The organism is Vagococcus sp. CY53-2, from assembly GCF_022604695.1.
GTDB lineage: Bacteria > Bacillota > Bacilli > Lactobacillales > Vagococcaceae > Vagococcus.
Map to the genome: position 1 here is coordinate 202147 of NZ_JALAHP010000003.1, position 16139 is coordinate 218285.

Sequence of the window (16139 nt, forward strand, 5' to 3'; positions counted from 1 at the left end):
TCCGTTTCTTTGTCTGTCAGAATAATTCAGCTGGATTATTCTTGGTTTTCTTGTGCATCTTTCAACGATTTTTCTGCTAATGCTTTTTCTTCTTGCTCTTTCGCATATTTTGCTAAGGCATCAACAGTAATCAAATCATCGTCCTCATCATCCATATCACGTAATTCAATCTCTTGATCGTCTGCATCTAATACTCGCATGTCTAATCCTAAAGCTTGTAACTCTTTAACAAGTACGCGGAATGATTCAGGAACACCTGGTTTTTGAATTGGTTCACCTTTAACGATAGATTCGTAAGTTTTCACACGACCTACAACGTCATCTGATTTATAAGTCAAGATTTCTTGTAAAGTGTAAGCAGCTCCGTATGCTTCAAGAGCCCAAACTTCCATCTCTCCAAAACGTTGTCCACCAAATTGTGCTTTACCACCAAGTGGTTGTTGTGTAACTAGTGAGTAAGGTCCAATAGAACGAGCATGTAACTTATCATCAACCATGTGAGCAAGTTTCAGCATGTACATTACACCTACAGAAATACGGTTATCGAATGGTTCACCTGTACGTCCATCATAAAGAACAGTCTTAGCGTCGCGAGCAAGTCCTGCTTCTTCAACAGTACTCCATACATCTTCTTCATTTGCCCCATCAAATACCGGTGTTGCAACATGGATGTTTAATGAGCGAGCTGCCATACCTAAATGCAACTCTAATACTTGTCCAATGTTCATACGAGAAGGTACCCCTAATGGGTTTAACATGATATCAACTGGTGTCCCATCTGGTAAGAATGGCATATCTTCTTCTGGCATAATACGAGATACTACCCCTTTATTACCATGACGACCAGCCATTTTATCCCCTTCATGAATTTTACGTTTTTGAACGATGTACACACGAACTAACATGTTAACCCCTGGAGATAACTCATCTCCGCCTTCACGAGTAAAGATTTTAACATCATGAACAATACCGCCCCCACCATGTGGAACACGTAGAGATGTATCACGAACTTCACGAGCTTTTTCTCCGAAGATTGCATGTAACAGACGCTCTTCTGCTGATAATTCTGTTACCCCTTTAGGAGTGACTTTACCAACAAGCAGATCACCATCTTTTACTTCAGCACCGATACGGATAATACCCATTTCGTCTAAGTTTTTAAGTGCATCTTCCCCAACGTTTGGTAACTCACGAGTAATTTCTTCAGGTCCTAATTTTGTGTCACGTGCTTCTGATTCATATTCTTCAATATGAATGGATGTGTACACATCATCTTTAACTAATCGGCGACTCATAATAATCGCATCTTCATAGTTGTAACCTTCCCAAGTCATGAAAGCTACTAAAACATTTTGTCCTAACGCCATTTCCCCTTCTTCCATAGAAGAACCGTCAGCTAATGTATCGCCTCTTTCAACGATTTCACCTTTTCTAACAATTGGGCGTTGGTTATAACTTGTACCAGCATTTGAACGGTGGAATTTAATCACATTATATTTATCTAAAGCACCGTCATTACGACGAACACGTACTTCACGTGCATCAACGTACTCAACGACACCATCATGTTTACATAGAAGTGCTGCTCCTGAGTCATGGGCAGCTTTGTATTCCATACCTGTTCCAACAAGTGGAGAACGTGGTTGAATCAAAGGTACTGCCTGACGTTGCATGTTCGCTCCCATAAGCGCACGGTTAGAGTCATCGTTTTCCAAGAAAGGAATGCATGCTGTCGCTACTGCAACTACTTGTTTAGGTGAAACGTCCATGTAGTCCACTTTATCTACTGAAACTTCCAAGTTTTCACTTTGAATACGGGCCATTACAACATCTTCAGCAAATGTACCATCTTCATTTAATGGAGAGTTCGCTTGCGCTACCATGTAATGGTCTTCCTCGTCAGCTGTTAAGTAATCAATATGTTCTGTAACACGTTTCGTTTCACGGTCAACACGACGATATGGTGTTTCGATGAAGCCGTATTTATTTACTTTCGCATAACTTGATAAACTATTGATTAACCCAATGTTTGGTCCCTCAGGCGTTTCAATCGGACACATACGACCATAATGTGAGTAATGCACGTCACGAACTTCATATCCAGCACGGTCACGTGTTAAACCACCAGGTCCTAAAGCTGATAGACGACGTTTATGCGTCAACTCACCTAATGGATTAGTTTGATCCATGAATTGTGATAACTGAGAAGAACCAAAGAATTCTTTCATTGAAGCCACAACTGGACGAATGTTAATCAATTGTTGTGGTGTTAATGTTTCGGTGTCTTGGATAGACATTCTTTCACGAACCACACGTTCCATACGAGATAACCCGATACGGAATTGATTTTGTAATAACTCACCAACCGAACGAATACGACGGTTTCCTAAATGGTCAATGTCATCTACTTTTCCAATATCTTCCATTAAGTTTAAGAAATAACTGATTGTAGCCACGATATCAGCAGGACGAATCGTACGAACGTCTGCATCAAGTTGGCCATTTCCAATCACGTTTACAACACGTTCAGGATCTTTTGGTGACACAACTTTAATAACTTGAACAGTCATTGGTTCAGTGACAACGCCATCTTCACTTGGATAGTATGTTTCGTTGTTTAATCCGTTGTCTAAATGTTTTTCTAGCTCGTCCATCACTGTATGCGTGATAACTGTTCCTTTTTCTACAAGGATTTCTCCTGTTTCAGGATCAACTAATGTTTCAGCTAACGTTTGGTTTAACAAACGTGTTTTAAGGCTTAATTTTTTATTTACTTTGTAACGACCAACTGCTGCTAAGTCGTAACGTTTTGGATCAAAGAAACGAGAGTTCAATAAGTTTCTTGAACTTTCAGCAGTCTTTGGCTCGCCTGGACGAAGTCTTTCATAAACATCTTTTAAAGCTTCTTCCGTACGAGAATCGCTAGAATTTTTATGAATATCTTTTTCAATTGTTAATTGTAAACTTTCGCTTTCACCAAAAATTTCTGTAATAGTCGTATCTGAACCAAATCCTAATGCTCTAACTAATACTGTTAAAGGAATTTTTCTTGTTCTATCAATACGAGCATAAGAAAGGTTTTTCGCGTCTGTTTCAAGTTCTAACCATGCACCACGGTTAGGAATAACAGTTGTTCCAAACCCCTCATGTCCATTTTTTTCTTTCTTCTCATTGAAATAAACTCCGGGTGATCTTACTAACTGTGATACCACTACACGCTCAGCACCATTGATAATAAATGTTCCCATCTCTGTCATTAGCGGGAAATCTCCAAAGAACACTTCTTGTGACTTGATTTCTCCTGTCACTTGATTATCCAAACGTAATGTTACGTGGATAGGAGCTGAGTAGTTAGCATCATGCGCACGAGCTTCCTCAACTGTATACTTTGGTTCTTTCATTTCGTAATCGACAAATTCTAATGATAATTTATCACTAAAATCTGTAATTGGCATAATGTCCTCAAACATTTCGCGCAAACCTTCATCTAAAAACCACTTATAAGAATCAGTTTGAATTTCAATTAAGTTTGGCAATTCTAGTACTTCACTAATCCTAGAATAGCTACGTCTTTCTCGGTGTTTTCCGTATTTCACTACGTGTCCAACCAAATTAGTCACCCCTCTGAGTTTTTTCAAAAATACCTTATGTTACAAATGTTAAAAAAATATAACAATTTCATTACTTATCTGTTTTAAAGTAAAAAAAAACCAAAAATAGATGGTGAACATATCTCGATATGGTCGATCTATCTTTGTTTTCCTATAAAATAAAGGCTGATGGACAATATTTCATCACCTTTCACATTTAAAACATAAAGGTTTCTGCAACTAATCATTTTAGCCTATAAAAATACAAATGTCAACATTAAAATAAAATAAAAAAGCTAGAATTTCTTCTAGCCTCTCCCCCATAAAACAATCCCTCATAACAAACTTACCCGTAACTATTTTCCCCTACAAAAAATAGTTACATGAGTTAATTATTCAAGACTGGCGTTCCAATATGCTTTCTAAATGCATTCCCCTTAACAGACATTAGATAAGCCATTAAATGTTATTTTGTTTTCATTATATTTAAACCATTAACTTGTATGCCCTTACCCATACTTGTATAGTGTTTCAAACACTTGGTCTTCCTTATAAACATAAAAGGTCAATAAGTTTTATAATAAACCATCACTAAACGGAACTGCAATTTCATTATAATGATTTTCTATACTTTTTTTATCCCACTTTTTTCCTATGCATATGCAAACCGTTCGTTTAATCGTTTTTGAATACTGGTTCTTATAATTCAACGTTCGTGTTTTAGTTTATAATTTATAACTTTTGAAAATATAATATCCTTTCGAACTCGTCACTACTTCAACATGTCCAAAGACTTCTTCCATCTTTTTCTTTGCACTTGGTGCGCCTTGTTTTTTCTGAATAACAATCGTTAAGGTACCTTTTTGTTGTAAATGTTCCTTAGCTCCTTCAATAATACTATGAACAATTTTTTTTCCAGCACGTATTGGTGGATTACTTACAATCGCTGCAAAATCTTTTTTTGTTACATTCTCATAAACGCTTGATTCATATACTTCAATATTTTCAATTTTATTTAAACTAGCATTTTCCTTAGCTAATTCCATTGCTCTTTCATTCACATCAACCATATGAACAACTCGTTTGGTTGAATGAGCCAAAGATAAACCAATAGGACCATATCCACAACCGACATCTAAAATTTCTCCTCTAGGGATATCTTCATCTGAAAAAGCTTCTATTAAAAGACGTGACCCAAAGTCCACTGTATTTCTTGAAAACACATTACTATCCGTTACAAATTGATATGTTTCACCTAATAATGGGTATGTCCAAGTTTTTCTATCATGAGCCGTTTCTGGTTTATGCGTATAATAATGGGCACTCATTTTTTCACACTCTTTCTTTAATTGTTTCTACTATTAATTTTGCTAACAAATCATAACCCTCATCTGAGAAATGAAGCCCGTCTGATTCTAAAAAATGCATTGGAGCTTCTGAAACAATCATCTCTTTTAGTATATCAATATAACGAATATTAAATGTTTTCGCAACACGTTGAGCCGCATTATTATATTGCATTAATTCAACTAAAGGACGTTCATCACGGTACATCATTTGATGGGCATAAGGTGGGCCAATCAGTACGACCTTTTTTGCCCCAATCTGTTCCACTAAATAAGTTAAATTCTCTTCATATTGTAATAATGAAATACCTGAACGTTTTTCAGCATCATTAGCACCAAAAAAGATGGTCACAATATCTGGTTCATAAAAAATAACATGTTCTTTAAACCGACTTAACGCTCCTTTAGTTGTATCACCAGGAATACCAGCATTAATAATTTCTATTTTAGTATTGAGTAGTTGCTTAATTTTAGTATTCAATACAATATCAATTTCACCATTTCTATAGCCAGCTGTGATACTATCACCAAATAATATGATTTTTTTCATCTTTCAAACCTCATTTCCTTATCTCAGCGTTTATCTATGATATAATCAGTTAGACTTTATAATATCATACCACGAAAAAGGAGTTTTTAACGTGTTTGTACCATTACCTAACGAAAAAAAATGTAAAGAGTCTTACGCTATCCAAACACATCGCGTTTTTCCAAATGATCTTAACTCGTTTGGTGCGTTATTTGGAGGTAAATTGATGGCGTTAATTGACGACACGGCTTCTATCGCTGTATCGCGTCATTGCCGTATTCCAACAATGACTGCCTCAACAGATAGTTTAGATTTTTTACATCCAATCTATGAAAATGATGCTGTAACGGTTGAAGCATATGTTTCAGGTACAGGAAAAAAATCGATGGAAGTTTTTGTCAAAGTAACTGGCGAAGACTTAAACACAGGACAACACTATTTAGCTGCAACATGTTTTATGACGTTTGTTGTCGTAAAAGTGGATGAGACATTTACAAGCGTTCCTGCGATTATACCTGAATCTATTGAAGAAAAAATGATTCATAAAGGGTACAAAAAAAGACGCGAAAATAGATTAAGAGAATTGTCATTTAATAAAGAATTAGGTCAATACATCACTCAACAATTACCCAATTTGATTGAAGATAATAAGTAGAGGATACTGTTTATGGATGAAAAAACGAATTTCTATCATTTAACTCGTGAGGAATGGCAAAGCTTTTATCGTAATGGAACAGCGCCTCTAACAGATGAAGAACTACAACAAATTAAAAGCTATAATGACACTATCTCATTACAAGATGTGCAAGATATTTATATTCCGCTAACTCATTTAATCAATATTTATATGAAAGAGTACGAATCCCTCCATCTTAGTAAAGGATTATTTATGCAAAAATTTTTACCTTCCTCTCCCTTTATTATTGGGGTTGCTGGTAGTGTAGCTGTTGGAAAAAGTACGACGGCTCGTTTGTTACAAATGATGCTCTCCCGTATTTTTAAGCGACGTCATGTCCAACTGATTACAACAGATGGATTTTTATATTCAACGGATGAACTAACCAAACAAGGTATTTTAAATAAAAAAGGTTTTCCTGAGAGTTATGACATGGAAAAATTACTATCTTTTTTAAATGCTGTTAAAAATGGTGGAGATAATTTAAAAATTCCTATCTATTCTCATGAGATTTATGATATTATTCCTGGAGAATTTGAAACAATTTCGCAGCCAGATATCTTAATAGTCGAAGGGATTAACGTCTTGCAATCACCAGCCAACCAACACATTTATATCAGTGACTTCTTCGACTTTTCAGTCTATGTTGATGCCGATCCAAAACTGATTGAAAGTTGGTATTTAAAACGCTTTGAAGATTTATTGGTTCTTGCAAAAAATGATAAAACTAATTATTATTATGAATATGCTAATGGTCCGCGTGAAGATGCATTAGCAATGGCTCGTCGTGTGTGGAAAGATGTCAATCTAAAAAACCTCAATGAGTTCATTTTGCCAACTCGTAGTCGTGCAGATGTTATTTTACATAAAGCACTAAACCACGAGATTGATGAAATTTATTTACGTAAGTTTTAATAAAATTAATATATAGAAAGAAAAGGTGAAGTAAGTGACGAAAGTATCTGAACTTAAAGATATGGAAAAGATTATAGTGTTAGATTTTGGTAGCCAGTACAATCAATTAATTACGCGACGTATTCGTGAATTGGGTGTATTCTCAGAATTATTGAGCCACAAAATCACTGCAGCAGAAATCAAAGAAATTGCTCCTAAGGGAATTGTTTTCTCTGGTGGGCCAAATAGTGTCTATGATGAAGGAAGTTTTAACATTGATCCAGAAATATTTGAATTAGGGATTCCTATTTTAGGTATTTGTTATGGTATGCAATTAATGACGCACAAATTAGGTGGCGTTGTATCTGAAGCTAACAGCCGTGAGTACGGTAAAGCTATGTTGTCTTTAACAACTGAATCAACTTTATTTGATTCTTTACCAAAAGAACAACAAGTTTGGATGAGTCATGGTGATTTAGTGACAGAAGTTCCTGAAGGATTTACTGTTACAGCGACAAGTGAAAACTGCCCAATCTCCGCTATGGAAAATCATGCGAAAAAAATGTATGCTGTTCAGTTCCATCCAGAAGTTCGTCATTCAATCAATGGTAATGACATGCTACGTCAATTTGCTTTTGACATCTGTGGATGTAAAGGGGATTGGTCAATGGATAGCTTTATCGATATTGAAACTGCTAAAATCCGCGAACAAGTTGGCGATAAAAAAGTCTTACTTGCTTTATCAGGTGGGGTTGATTCAAGTGTTGTTGGGGTATTATTACAACGCGCGATTGGGGATCAATTAACTTGTATCTTTGTTGATCATGGTCTATTACGTAAAGGTGAAGCAGAACAAGTAATGGAAAGTTTAGGTGGAAAATTTGGCTTAAATATCATTAAAGTGGATGCAAAAGATCGCTTCTTGGATAAATTAAAGGGTGTATCTGACCCTGAACAAAAACGTAAAATCATCGGTAATGAATTTATCTACTTATTTGATGATGAAGCAGCAAAACTTGATGGGATTGAATTCTTAGCTCAAGGAACACTTTATACAGATGTTATCGAAAGTGGAACTGACACAGCTGAAGTGATTAAATCACATCATAACGTTGGTGGACTTCCTGAGGATATGGCGTTCAAATTAATTGAACCATTAAACACATTATTTAAAGACGAAGTTCGTGCCTTAGGTACTGAACTTGGCATGCCTGACTCAATTGTATGGCGTCAACCATTCCCAGGTCCTGGTTTAGGAATCCGTGTCTTAGGCGAAATTACTGAAGAAAAATTAGAAATCGTGCGTGAAAGTGACGCTATCTTACGTGAAGAAATCGCAAATGCTGGTTTAGATCGTGATATTTGGCAATACTTTACTGTTTTACCAGGTATCCGTTCTGTTGGGGTTATGGGAGACGGTCGTACTTATGACTACACTATCGGTATCCGTGCGATTACATCTATTGATGGTATGACTGCTGACTTTGCTCGTATTGATTGGGACTTACTACAAAAAATCTCAGTTCGTATCGTAAATGAAGTTGATCACGTTAACCGTATCGTGTATGATATTACAAGTAAACCACCTGCAACTGTAGAGTGGGAATAGTATAAATAAAAAGCCTAGACGTTGATAATACAGCGTTTCTAGGCTTTTTAATTGGTCTTCGGCACCCTTTTTAGTAATTATTGATTGTTTTGCAACTAAAATACGACCAACAACTTGACTCATTAAGTAACTCCCTTTTTGGTTTACTGCAACCATTTTGTCAAAAATCGCGTCAGATAATTCATAGTCGCTATGTGATTCTTTTGCATCAACTAACAATCTAGGTATATTAATCCCTGCATTATTCACTAAACAATCTACTGGTCCAAATGTTTCAACTACTTTGGCTACTGCAGACTCAACTTGTTCTCTGTTTGACACATCTACTGGTAAAAATAACAAGTTTTCATGTTTTTCTTTCCCTTCAGCTAAGTCAAAATTGGTAACCTTTACACCTTCAGACAATAACGCTTTCACGATTGCTTCTCCAATGCCTGAAGATCCCCCTATAACAATTGCTACTTTTCCCATTGTGTTTAACCATTGACTCATCTTTACCACTCCTACTTCTTTGATAAATAAAGTATAGAACGATTTTTTAAATAAATTAATACAACATTTTTTTCACAAAAATAAAATAGTCGATACTAATTTATACAAGACAATAAAAAGATAGATTTTAAAAAATAGGTAAAGACAACAAAAACGCCTCTCTTTTTTACTAACAAGAGGCGCTTTTGGCTAACTTATTATACTAGACTCTCTATGAAATAAAACTTATACTGACATTTTTTCTAACATCTAATCTTTTAACTTTCTATTCATTCCAACTTAAACCTTGTGAAAAATAATAACCTAAAAATAGGTAAGTATTTTTAGGTTATAGTCAGATGATAACTATATATAATATTATTCGGCTAAATAATGTTAGTTTATCAATTTTTATTTGATTGATATACTTTGGTAAAAGTAACCTCACCAAATATTATGAAAAAATACTGAACCAATTCATTCTACACTATACCTAAAAAAAAATAAATAAGAACTAGAAAAATTGTTACAAAGTCAATTTTTCTAGTTCCATCATACTTACACTGTTTCTACATATTTAATCGCTTCTCGAATCATATGATATGACTCTTCCACAATGTTTTTATCCTCTAAAGTCATTGTTGGTAAAGGATGTCTTACATTTCCAATATTAATTCCTCTTTTTTTCAAAATAGCTTTCATCACATTTGCTAGAACTTCTTTTCTTTCCTCTACTGTTTGATAGATACACTCGCCTGAGCTTCCGCATATTTAGCATCTTCTAAAGAAGCTGTATCAGCCATCAAAAGTGTCTTGGGGTATTCTTGTCTGATAGCTGTCACGATATCACTAAGCTTTTCACTATTTGATCGTTCTCGTGTTGTTCCATCTATCGCTACAATTTCTACACCCGTTGCACAAACATCTCTCACTTCTTTCAATGTAGGAGTAATAAATACCTCACTATCTTCATAAATTTTTTTAATCATCCCATTTATCGGTAAATCAACTGTGTCTTGTATGGCTTGAATATCCACCACCGAATTAGCCCCAATCCCGACAGCTCCTGATTCTTTCGCTGACGTGACATAATGAACAAACTGTGTAAAGGGTCGTTTTCTAATGCCTGACAAGACACTATCAACCCTTTTTCTATTTGCTTACTAGTATCCATACTATTGTTCTCCTATCTTGTCACCGGTAATCAAGTTCATTATTTTATCATGCATAAATACATTTATTGCTTCATGTCCATATTCTGGTAAGATAATATATTCATATGATATCTTCAAATGATTAACAATCGCATATTGAGTCGATGGTAAACAAATATCATCTCTTAATCCTGTCACTAATTTCACGTCATCATTAATTAAACTAGAAAAGCTTTTAACATCTATATAATCCAAACTAGACAGAATATTCTGTTCAGTCATGTAAAAATAATCCTTAAATTTAAAATATCGGAATAACTCATCATAAGGTTCACATGATAGCTCTAGTTCTAACACACGAGAAAAGTTAGACAAAAATGGATAGATCGTAATAACTTTTTTTATTTTATTATTCAAAGCCCCACCTACTAATGCTAATGCACCTCCTTGTAACGCACCTAATGTTGTTAAATTATACGTACCTACCCAATAAAAAGTTGATACTAACTCTATGACACGATACACATCGAGAAAAATGTCTTTAAAAAATAAATCGTTTGGAGTGTCAGACATCCCGCGAACAATGTGACCTTTCACTGTATTTCCTTTAAAGTAATTACCATCAACTGACTTGTCTACTTGTCCCCTAACATCCATCGCTACAACGGCATACCTTGCTAATATATATTTGAAATATTCTGATCAATCACTGCTTTGTCCCTGATAACCATGAAAATGACACACTACTGAAAATGAACCTTTACCAAGTGGTTTTAATACCTTGCAATAAGTACTTGAATTATTCTCCATTTGTATTGTTAAATCGTAACAGTCAACATAATCAATCATAAAATGACATTTATATAATGTATAATCATTTTTAGAATTTAAGTGTCTAATCTGTTTTTCCAAAAAATAATCAAAATCATTCGGCTTATCTCTACTACCCTTGTATAGCTTCATTTCATTTAACGACATTATTTCCGACATAAAAACGCTCCTTTGAAATCATTCGCAATTATCAATATATTAAAAGAAAATAATTTTCAGTATTTTATACTTTATTATCTATTTAACTTCTATAACTCTGGTAAAACAACTTTTCTATAGTCATTCAGTATTTTCACATGTATCTCTTTTACACTTTTAAGTTTATTAGCTTACCAAACGATTTGACCTGCCTTGAGAAAGATATTTTCAATATTTTTTGATTTTTCAAAGTTAGAGATAATTTGACTAAGCGATGATTAAGAGATATTTGCTTTTTTGAAGCCAATGTCAAGCTTCCACTTGATTCTACCACTCTCATGAAATAACTAAATTGAAAAATATCCATTTTTACCTATCCAATCTTTTTGCCTCTGCCTTTAATATAAAACCTATTTTTCTATGCGTTTACCTTTTTAAATAACGCATCCCTCACGTGAATAATTAACGTAAGGGACTATAACGATACCTTATTTATCTAAGCTAATTCTTTTTTATCGGACAGTCCGCCGAAGAACAATCGCATGTTTTTTCTTTTTTTACACCATACTTATATACAACCCTAGCTACTCCTAAAAAAATAATTCCAGCTAAAATAATTGTGCCCATACTATCACTCCTATAATATACTGATACCTTCTACACCGACTAATTTTTCTTTTCTAGGTTTTCTTGTTATTAATATAATCAGACCAATAACTAACATACTTGCTACAACTTGTCCTATACCAAATGTGCCATCTTCAAATAGGAAATGACCAAATTGATAAACAACTAAACTAACGACATAAGCTAATAGACATTGATAACTTATCGCCAGCGTTGTCCATCTCCAATCATTCATTTCTCGACGTATGGCCCCAATCGCAGCAAAACATGGTGCACATAATAGATTAAATAATAAAAATGAATATCCAGCTACTGGTGTTAAACTAGCACTTAATAATGGCCAGTATTCCTTTCCAGTTTCTGATACTTCTTTCATGTGACCATATAAAATACCAAACGTTCCTACGACGTTTTCTTTTGCAACAAGTCCTGTTATCGTTGCTACTGTTGTTTCCCAACTTCCCCATCCAAGTGGAGCAAAAACAAATGCTACTGATTGACCTAAAAAGGCTAAAATACTTTGATCTGTTTCTACCATTTGTCCTCTAAAGTTAAATGAAGATAAAAACCAAATAATAACGGAACTCGCAAAAATAATCGTTCCTGCTTTTTTCACAAAAGATTTTGAGCGCTCAATCATTTGTCTAAAACTGTTTTGAAATCTTGGCATGTGATAATCAGGTAATTCCATAATAAATGGCGCTGTGTCTCCACTGAATAATGCCGTTTTCTTTAATATAATACCGGATAAAACAATGGACCCTATCCCTACAAAATAGGCTGATGGTGCAACCCAAGAACTATGTGGGAAAAAAGCACCTGCAATAAGACCAATAATAGGTAATTTAGCTGAACATGGCATAAACGTTGTGGTCATAATCGTCATACGTCGATCTTTTTCATTTTCTATTGTTCGACAAGCCATCACTCCTGGAACACCACAACCGGTTGAAATCAACATTGGAATGAATGATTTGCCAGATAAACCAAAACGTCTGAAAAATCGGTCCATGACAAAAGCGATACGTGACATGTATCCACAATCTTCTAGTAGTGATAAACATAAAAACAGGACCATTAACTGTGGTAAAAATCCTAGTACCGCACCTACTCCGGCAATAATTCCATCACGAACAAGCGATTGTAGCCAGGGGGCAATAGCCAGCATCTCCATTAACTTGGTGACATTATCTGGAACAATTTCTCCAAATAATACATCATTTAACCAGTCAGTCCCAATCGTTCCAATGGTTTGGATGGATAAATAATAAACTAACCACATCACAAACGCAAAGATTGGTAAAGCGAGCCATCTATTCGTTACTATTTTATCAATTCGATCACTCATACTTAATTTGTAATCTATCTCTTTCACACAACACAAACTGACAATTTGACTGATATAATTATATCGTTCATTGATAATAATACTCTCACTATCGTCTCCAATAATTTCTTCTGTCATACTGATAATGTCTTCAATTTCTTTTTTCACGTTATCAGTCATGATGTTTCGTGAACAAACTGTTTGATCTCTTTCAAATAACTTGATACTGTACCATCTTTTTTGATGAATTGGTATACTCTCTGGTAACAATTCACTAATTTCAGACAAAGCTACTTCTAATCGATTGTCATATAGAGGAAAATCGGGAATTCTTCCATGAACAAATAGCTTGTCTATTTCTACAAGGGCATTAACCAATCCTTCTTTTTTAGTCACACTCATTTTTACTACAGGGATCCCTAAAGAATATGACAGTTTTTCTTCGTTTAATCGAATGCCTTTTTTCTCAACCACATCCATCATATTTAATGATAGAATCATGGGAATGCCTAATTCTAACAACTGTGTCGTTAAATAAAGATTTCTTTCTAAGTTACTTGCATCAACGATATTTAGTATACCTGAAGGGTTACCTTCCAACAGATAATCCCGTGCCACCACTTCTTCTGGTGTATAAGGTGATAAAGAATAAATACCTGGTAAATCTTGTAACACGATATCTGTATTCTTTTTTAGTTTACCTTCTTTTTTTTCTACTGTCACACCTGGCCAGTTCCCTACTGATTGATTAGCCCCTGTTAACTCGTTAAACAAACTCGTTTTTCCACTATTAGGATTTCCGACTAATGCGATTTGTTTTTTTGTCATAGCTACACCTCTTTAACCAAAATTAGTGATGCTTCTTGTTTCCTCAAGCTGAGTTCATATCCTCTGACCGTCATTTCAATCGGATCACCTAAAGGAGCATATTGTTTTACCTGAATAAGTACACCCTTTGTTAATCCCATATCCATTAATCGCCGTTTTAATGCGCCGCTTGCAGTAAAATCAATTACTTGTGCATGTTTTCCAATACCAATTTCATCCAATGTTTTAAGATTGGTAGAATTTTTTTCTATATCTTCACTAACTTGGATAAATTCTGCAATAGTATCATCTATTCCTATTTTTGTCCCTTTAAATAGAACAATAAATGGTTGATTTTTTTTATTCGATAATAATACCATCTCTGTTCCTGGTAGTAATCCCAAATTTTTTAAATGTTTTCCATGAGATTCTTGACCATTAAACGCAACAAATTGATAGACTTTATTCATCTGACAATCCTTCAATTTTTTCATTTTTTCACCTATGTTTATTTTTTCTATTAATCAATAATGAAAACCATTCTCATTTAATAAACTAATCATACACTTGTCAGGAATGAGCGTCAATCTATATTGTGAAAAAAATCATTTATATTTTTTTTAAATAACAAGCCAATAAAAAATCCTACAACATGACTACTTAAAGCAATCATGTCATAGGATAATAATGAATTACTCAAACAAACTGGCACCATTTGTTTTAATCACTTTTTCATACCAGTAGTAACTATCTTTTTTATATCGTTTTAAGCTACCACCCTTTTCGTCACGATCAACATATACAAAACCATAACGTTTTTGATAACCATTTAACCAACTTAGTAAATCTGTAAATGACCATGTACAGTACGCAATCACATCACAGCCTTCATCAATGGCTTTAATCACTTCTTTTACATGTTCTTCTAAGAATGAAATACGATAAGGATCATGAATGCTACCATCACTTTCCAATGTATCAAAGGCACCTAATCCATTTTCCGAAATAACAATTGGCAAATTATAGCGACTTGTAATTTCTTTACATGCATAACGTAACCCTTCAGGATCAATCGTCCAATCCCAATCTGTTGTAGCTAAATAAGGATTATTAGCTGTTTTATATACCCCTGGAATACCCGTTTGCTCATTCGTTCCTTTGACACCTGTTGTATTCATTTTCGCATATGGTGTTACACCATCTAAATCATTGTATTCACAAACTGTTGTCTGGTAATAGTTAACACCCATAAAATCAATTAAAGAAGCAGCTTTTTTAAATAAGCTTTCATCTTCTTTTGTGACAGCTGGGGCAACACCTTGTTTTTCTAGATAAGTCATAGCATTTTTAGGATAACGACCATACGCATAAACATCCATCCACCAAAAGTTTTTCAAATTATCAAAGTCAACTTTTGACATAGCGTTATCAGGATTACAATCTAGAGCATAACTGGGACTATAAGCAAAACTTGCCCCAATTTGCCCATCAGGAATAATGTCTTTGAACGCAATAACAGTTTTAGCATGTGCTAAAAAAGCATGGTGATTGACTTGGTAAAATGTTTTTTGATCATCAAATTTTCCTGGTGGATGTAATGCAGTTAACCACCCTAAAGATGTAAAAATATTTTGCTCGTTCATCGTAATCCAATAATTAACTTTTCCTTTAAACTGTTCAAATAAAAATGTTGAGTAGTTAACAAAATCATCAATGACTTTTGGATTTTCCCATCCACCATACTCTTCAACTAAGGATTGAGGAATATCCCAATGATACAAAGTAATCATGGGCTCAATGCCGTATTTTAAGCACTCGTCTACGATATTTTGATAAAATTCAAGTCCTTTTTTATTTACTTCGCCACGTCCTGTTGGAAATATTCTTGTCCAAGCAATAGAGAAACGATAGGTTTTTAATCCCATGTCAGCCATTAATTTAATGTCTTCTTTGTAGCGGTGGTAATGATCCACTGCAGTTTCACCAGTAGATCCCTCAAAAGTTTTTCCTGGAATTTTAACAAATTCGTCCCAGTTTGACACACCTTTTCCATCTTCTAAATGTGCCCCTTCGATTTGATAAGCTGCCGATGCGCTACCCCATAAAAAATCTTTTGGTACTTGATACTTTGTCATGTTTT

Annotated in this window: 11 protein-coding genes and 2 pseudogenes; 3 read left to right on the plus strand and 10 right to left on the minus strand. The window is 34.5% G+C overall.

All coding sequences use genetic code 11. The annotated features are described in order from the left end of the window. Nucleotides 1–35: 35 nt before the first annotated feature. The 3 genes from rpoB to MN581_RS06905 all read right to left on the minus strand — a co-directional run bounded on the left by rpoB (nucleotide 36) and on the right by MN581_RS06905 (nucleotide 5486). Nucleotides 36–3611, minus strand: coding sequence for a DNA-directed RNA polymerase subunit beta (gene rpoB / locus MN581_RS06895; RefSeq protein WP_199500913.1), 3576 nt, complete (start codon nucleotides 3609–3611; stop codon nucleotides 36–38). A 704-nt stretch (nucleotides 3612–4315) separates the two neighbouring features. Then, nucleotides 4316–4918: a class I SAM-dependent methyltransferase gene (locus MN581_RS06900; RefSeq protein ID WP_241699478.1), complete on the minus strand. Its 603-nt coding sequence runs from the start codon at nucleotides 4916–4918 to the stop codon at nucleotides 4316–4318. A 4-nt stretch (nucleotides 4919–4922) separates the two neighbouring features. Next, the gene (locus MN581_RS06905) at nucleotides 4923–5486 is read right to left on the minus strand and encodes a GDSL-type esterase/lipase family protein (RefSeq protein WP_241699479.1); all 564 of its coding nucleotides are present in this window, start codon (nucleotides 5484–5486) and stop codon (nucleotides 4923–4925) included. A 91-nt stretch (nucleotides 5487–5577) separates the two neighbouring features. Here MN581_RS06905 and MN581_RS06910 point away from each other — a divergent pair, with 91 nt between their 5' ends. Genes MN581_RS06910 through guaA form a run of 3 tightly spaced genes read left to right on the plus strand, consistent with a single transcriptional unit; the run spans nucleotide 5578 to nucleotide 8644 of the window. Further along, a complete protein-coding gene (locus MN581_RS06910; protein ID WP_117973361.1) occupies nucleotides 5578–6120 on the plus strand; it encodes an acyl-CoA thioesterase in 543 nt (180 codons plus the stop codon). Between the two features lie 12 nt (nucleotides 6121–6132). Then, nucleotides 6133–7056 carry a type I pantothenate kinase gene (gene coaA, locus MN581_RS06915; protein WP_241699480.1) on the plus strand — a complete coding sequence of 308 codons (924 nt, stop codon included), beginning with the start codon at nucleotides 6133–6135 and terminating at the stop codon, nucleotides 7054–7056. A gap of 34 nt (nucleotides 7057–7090) precedes the next feature. Continuing rightward, a complete protein-coding gene (guaA, locus tag MN581_RS06920) occupies nucleotides 7091–8644 on the plus strand; it encodes a glutamine-hydrolyzing GMP synthase (RefSeq protein WP_117973363.1) in 1554 nt (517 codons plus the stop codon). 75 nt (nucleotides 8645–8719) lie between these two features. On the opposite strand, the pseudogene MN581_RS06925 reads toward guaA, so the two are convergent. The 7 genes and pseudogenes from MN581_RS06925 to MN581_RS06955 all read right to left on the minus strand — a co-directional run. Continuing rightward, nucleotides 8720–9136, minus strand: a pseudogene (locus MN581_RS06925) (SDR family NAD(P)-dependent oxidoreductase); the annotation flags it as partial. 537 nt (nucleotides 9137–9673) lie between these two features. Beyond that, nucleotides 9674–9820: a hypothetical protein gene (locus MN581_RS06930; protein ID WP_158559448.1), complete on the minus strand. Its 147-nt coding sequence runs from the start codon at nucleotides 9818–9820 to the stop codon at nucleotides 9674–9676. Between the two features lie 26 nt (nucleotides 9821–9846). Beyond that, complete coding sequence (locus MN581_RS06935) at nucleotides 9847–10248, minus strand: hypothetical protein (protein ID WP_241699481.1); 402 nt, start codon at nucleotides 10246–10248, stop codon at nucleotides 9847–9849. 42 nt (nucleotides 10249–10290) lie between these two features. Then, nucleotides 10291–11259, minus strand: a pseudogene (locus tag MN581_RS06940) (acetylxylan esterase). Nucleotides 11260–11875: 616 nt separating this feature from the next. Beyond that, entirely contained in the window at nucleotides 11876–14020 is a 2145-nt protein-coding gene (gene feoB, locus MN581_RS06945; protein ID WP_241699482.1) for a ferrous iron transport protein B, read from the minus strand. Between the two features lie 2 nt (nucleotides 14021–14022). Continuing rightward, nucleotides 14023–14493: a ferrous iron transport protein A gene (locus tag MN581_RS06950; protein WP_256463827.1), complete on the minus strand. Its 471-nt coding sequence runs from the start codon at nucleotides 14491–14493 to the stop codon at nucleotides 14023–14025. A gap of 198 nt (nucleotides 14494–14691) precedes the next feature. After that, nucleotides 14692–16134 (minus strand): glycoside hydrolase family 1 protein, encoded by a 1443-nt coding sequence (locus MN581_RS06955; protein ID WP_241699484.1) that lies wholly within the window; start codon nucleotides 16132–16134, stop codon nucleotides 14692–14694. Nucleotides 16135–16139 lie beyond the last annotated feature (5 nt).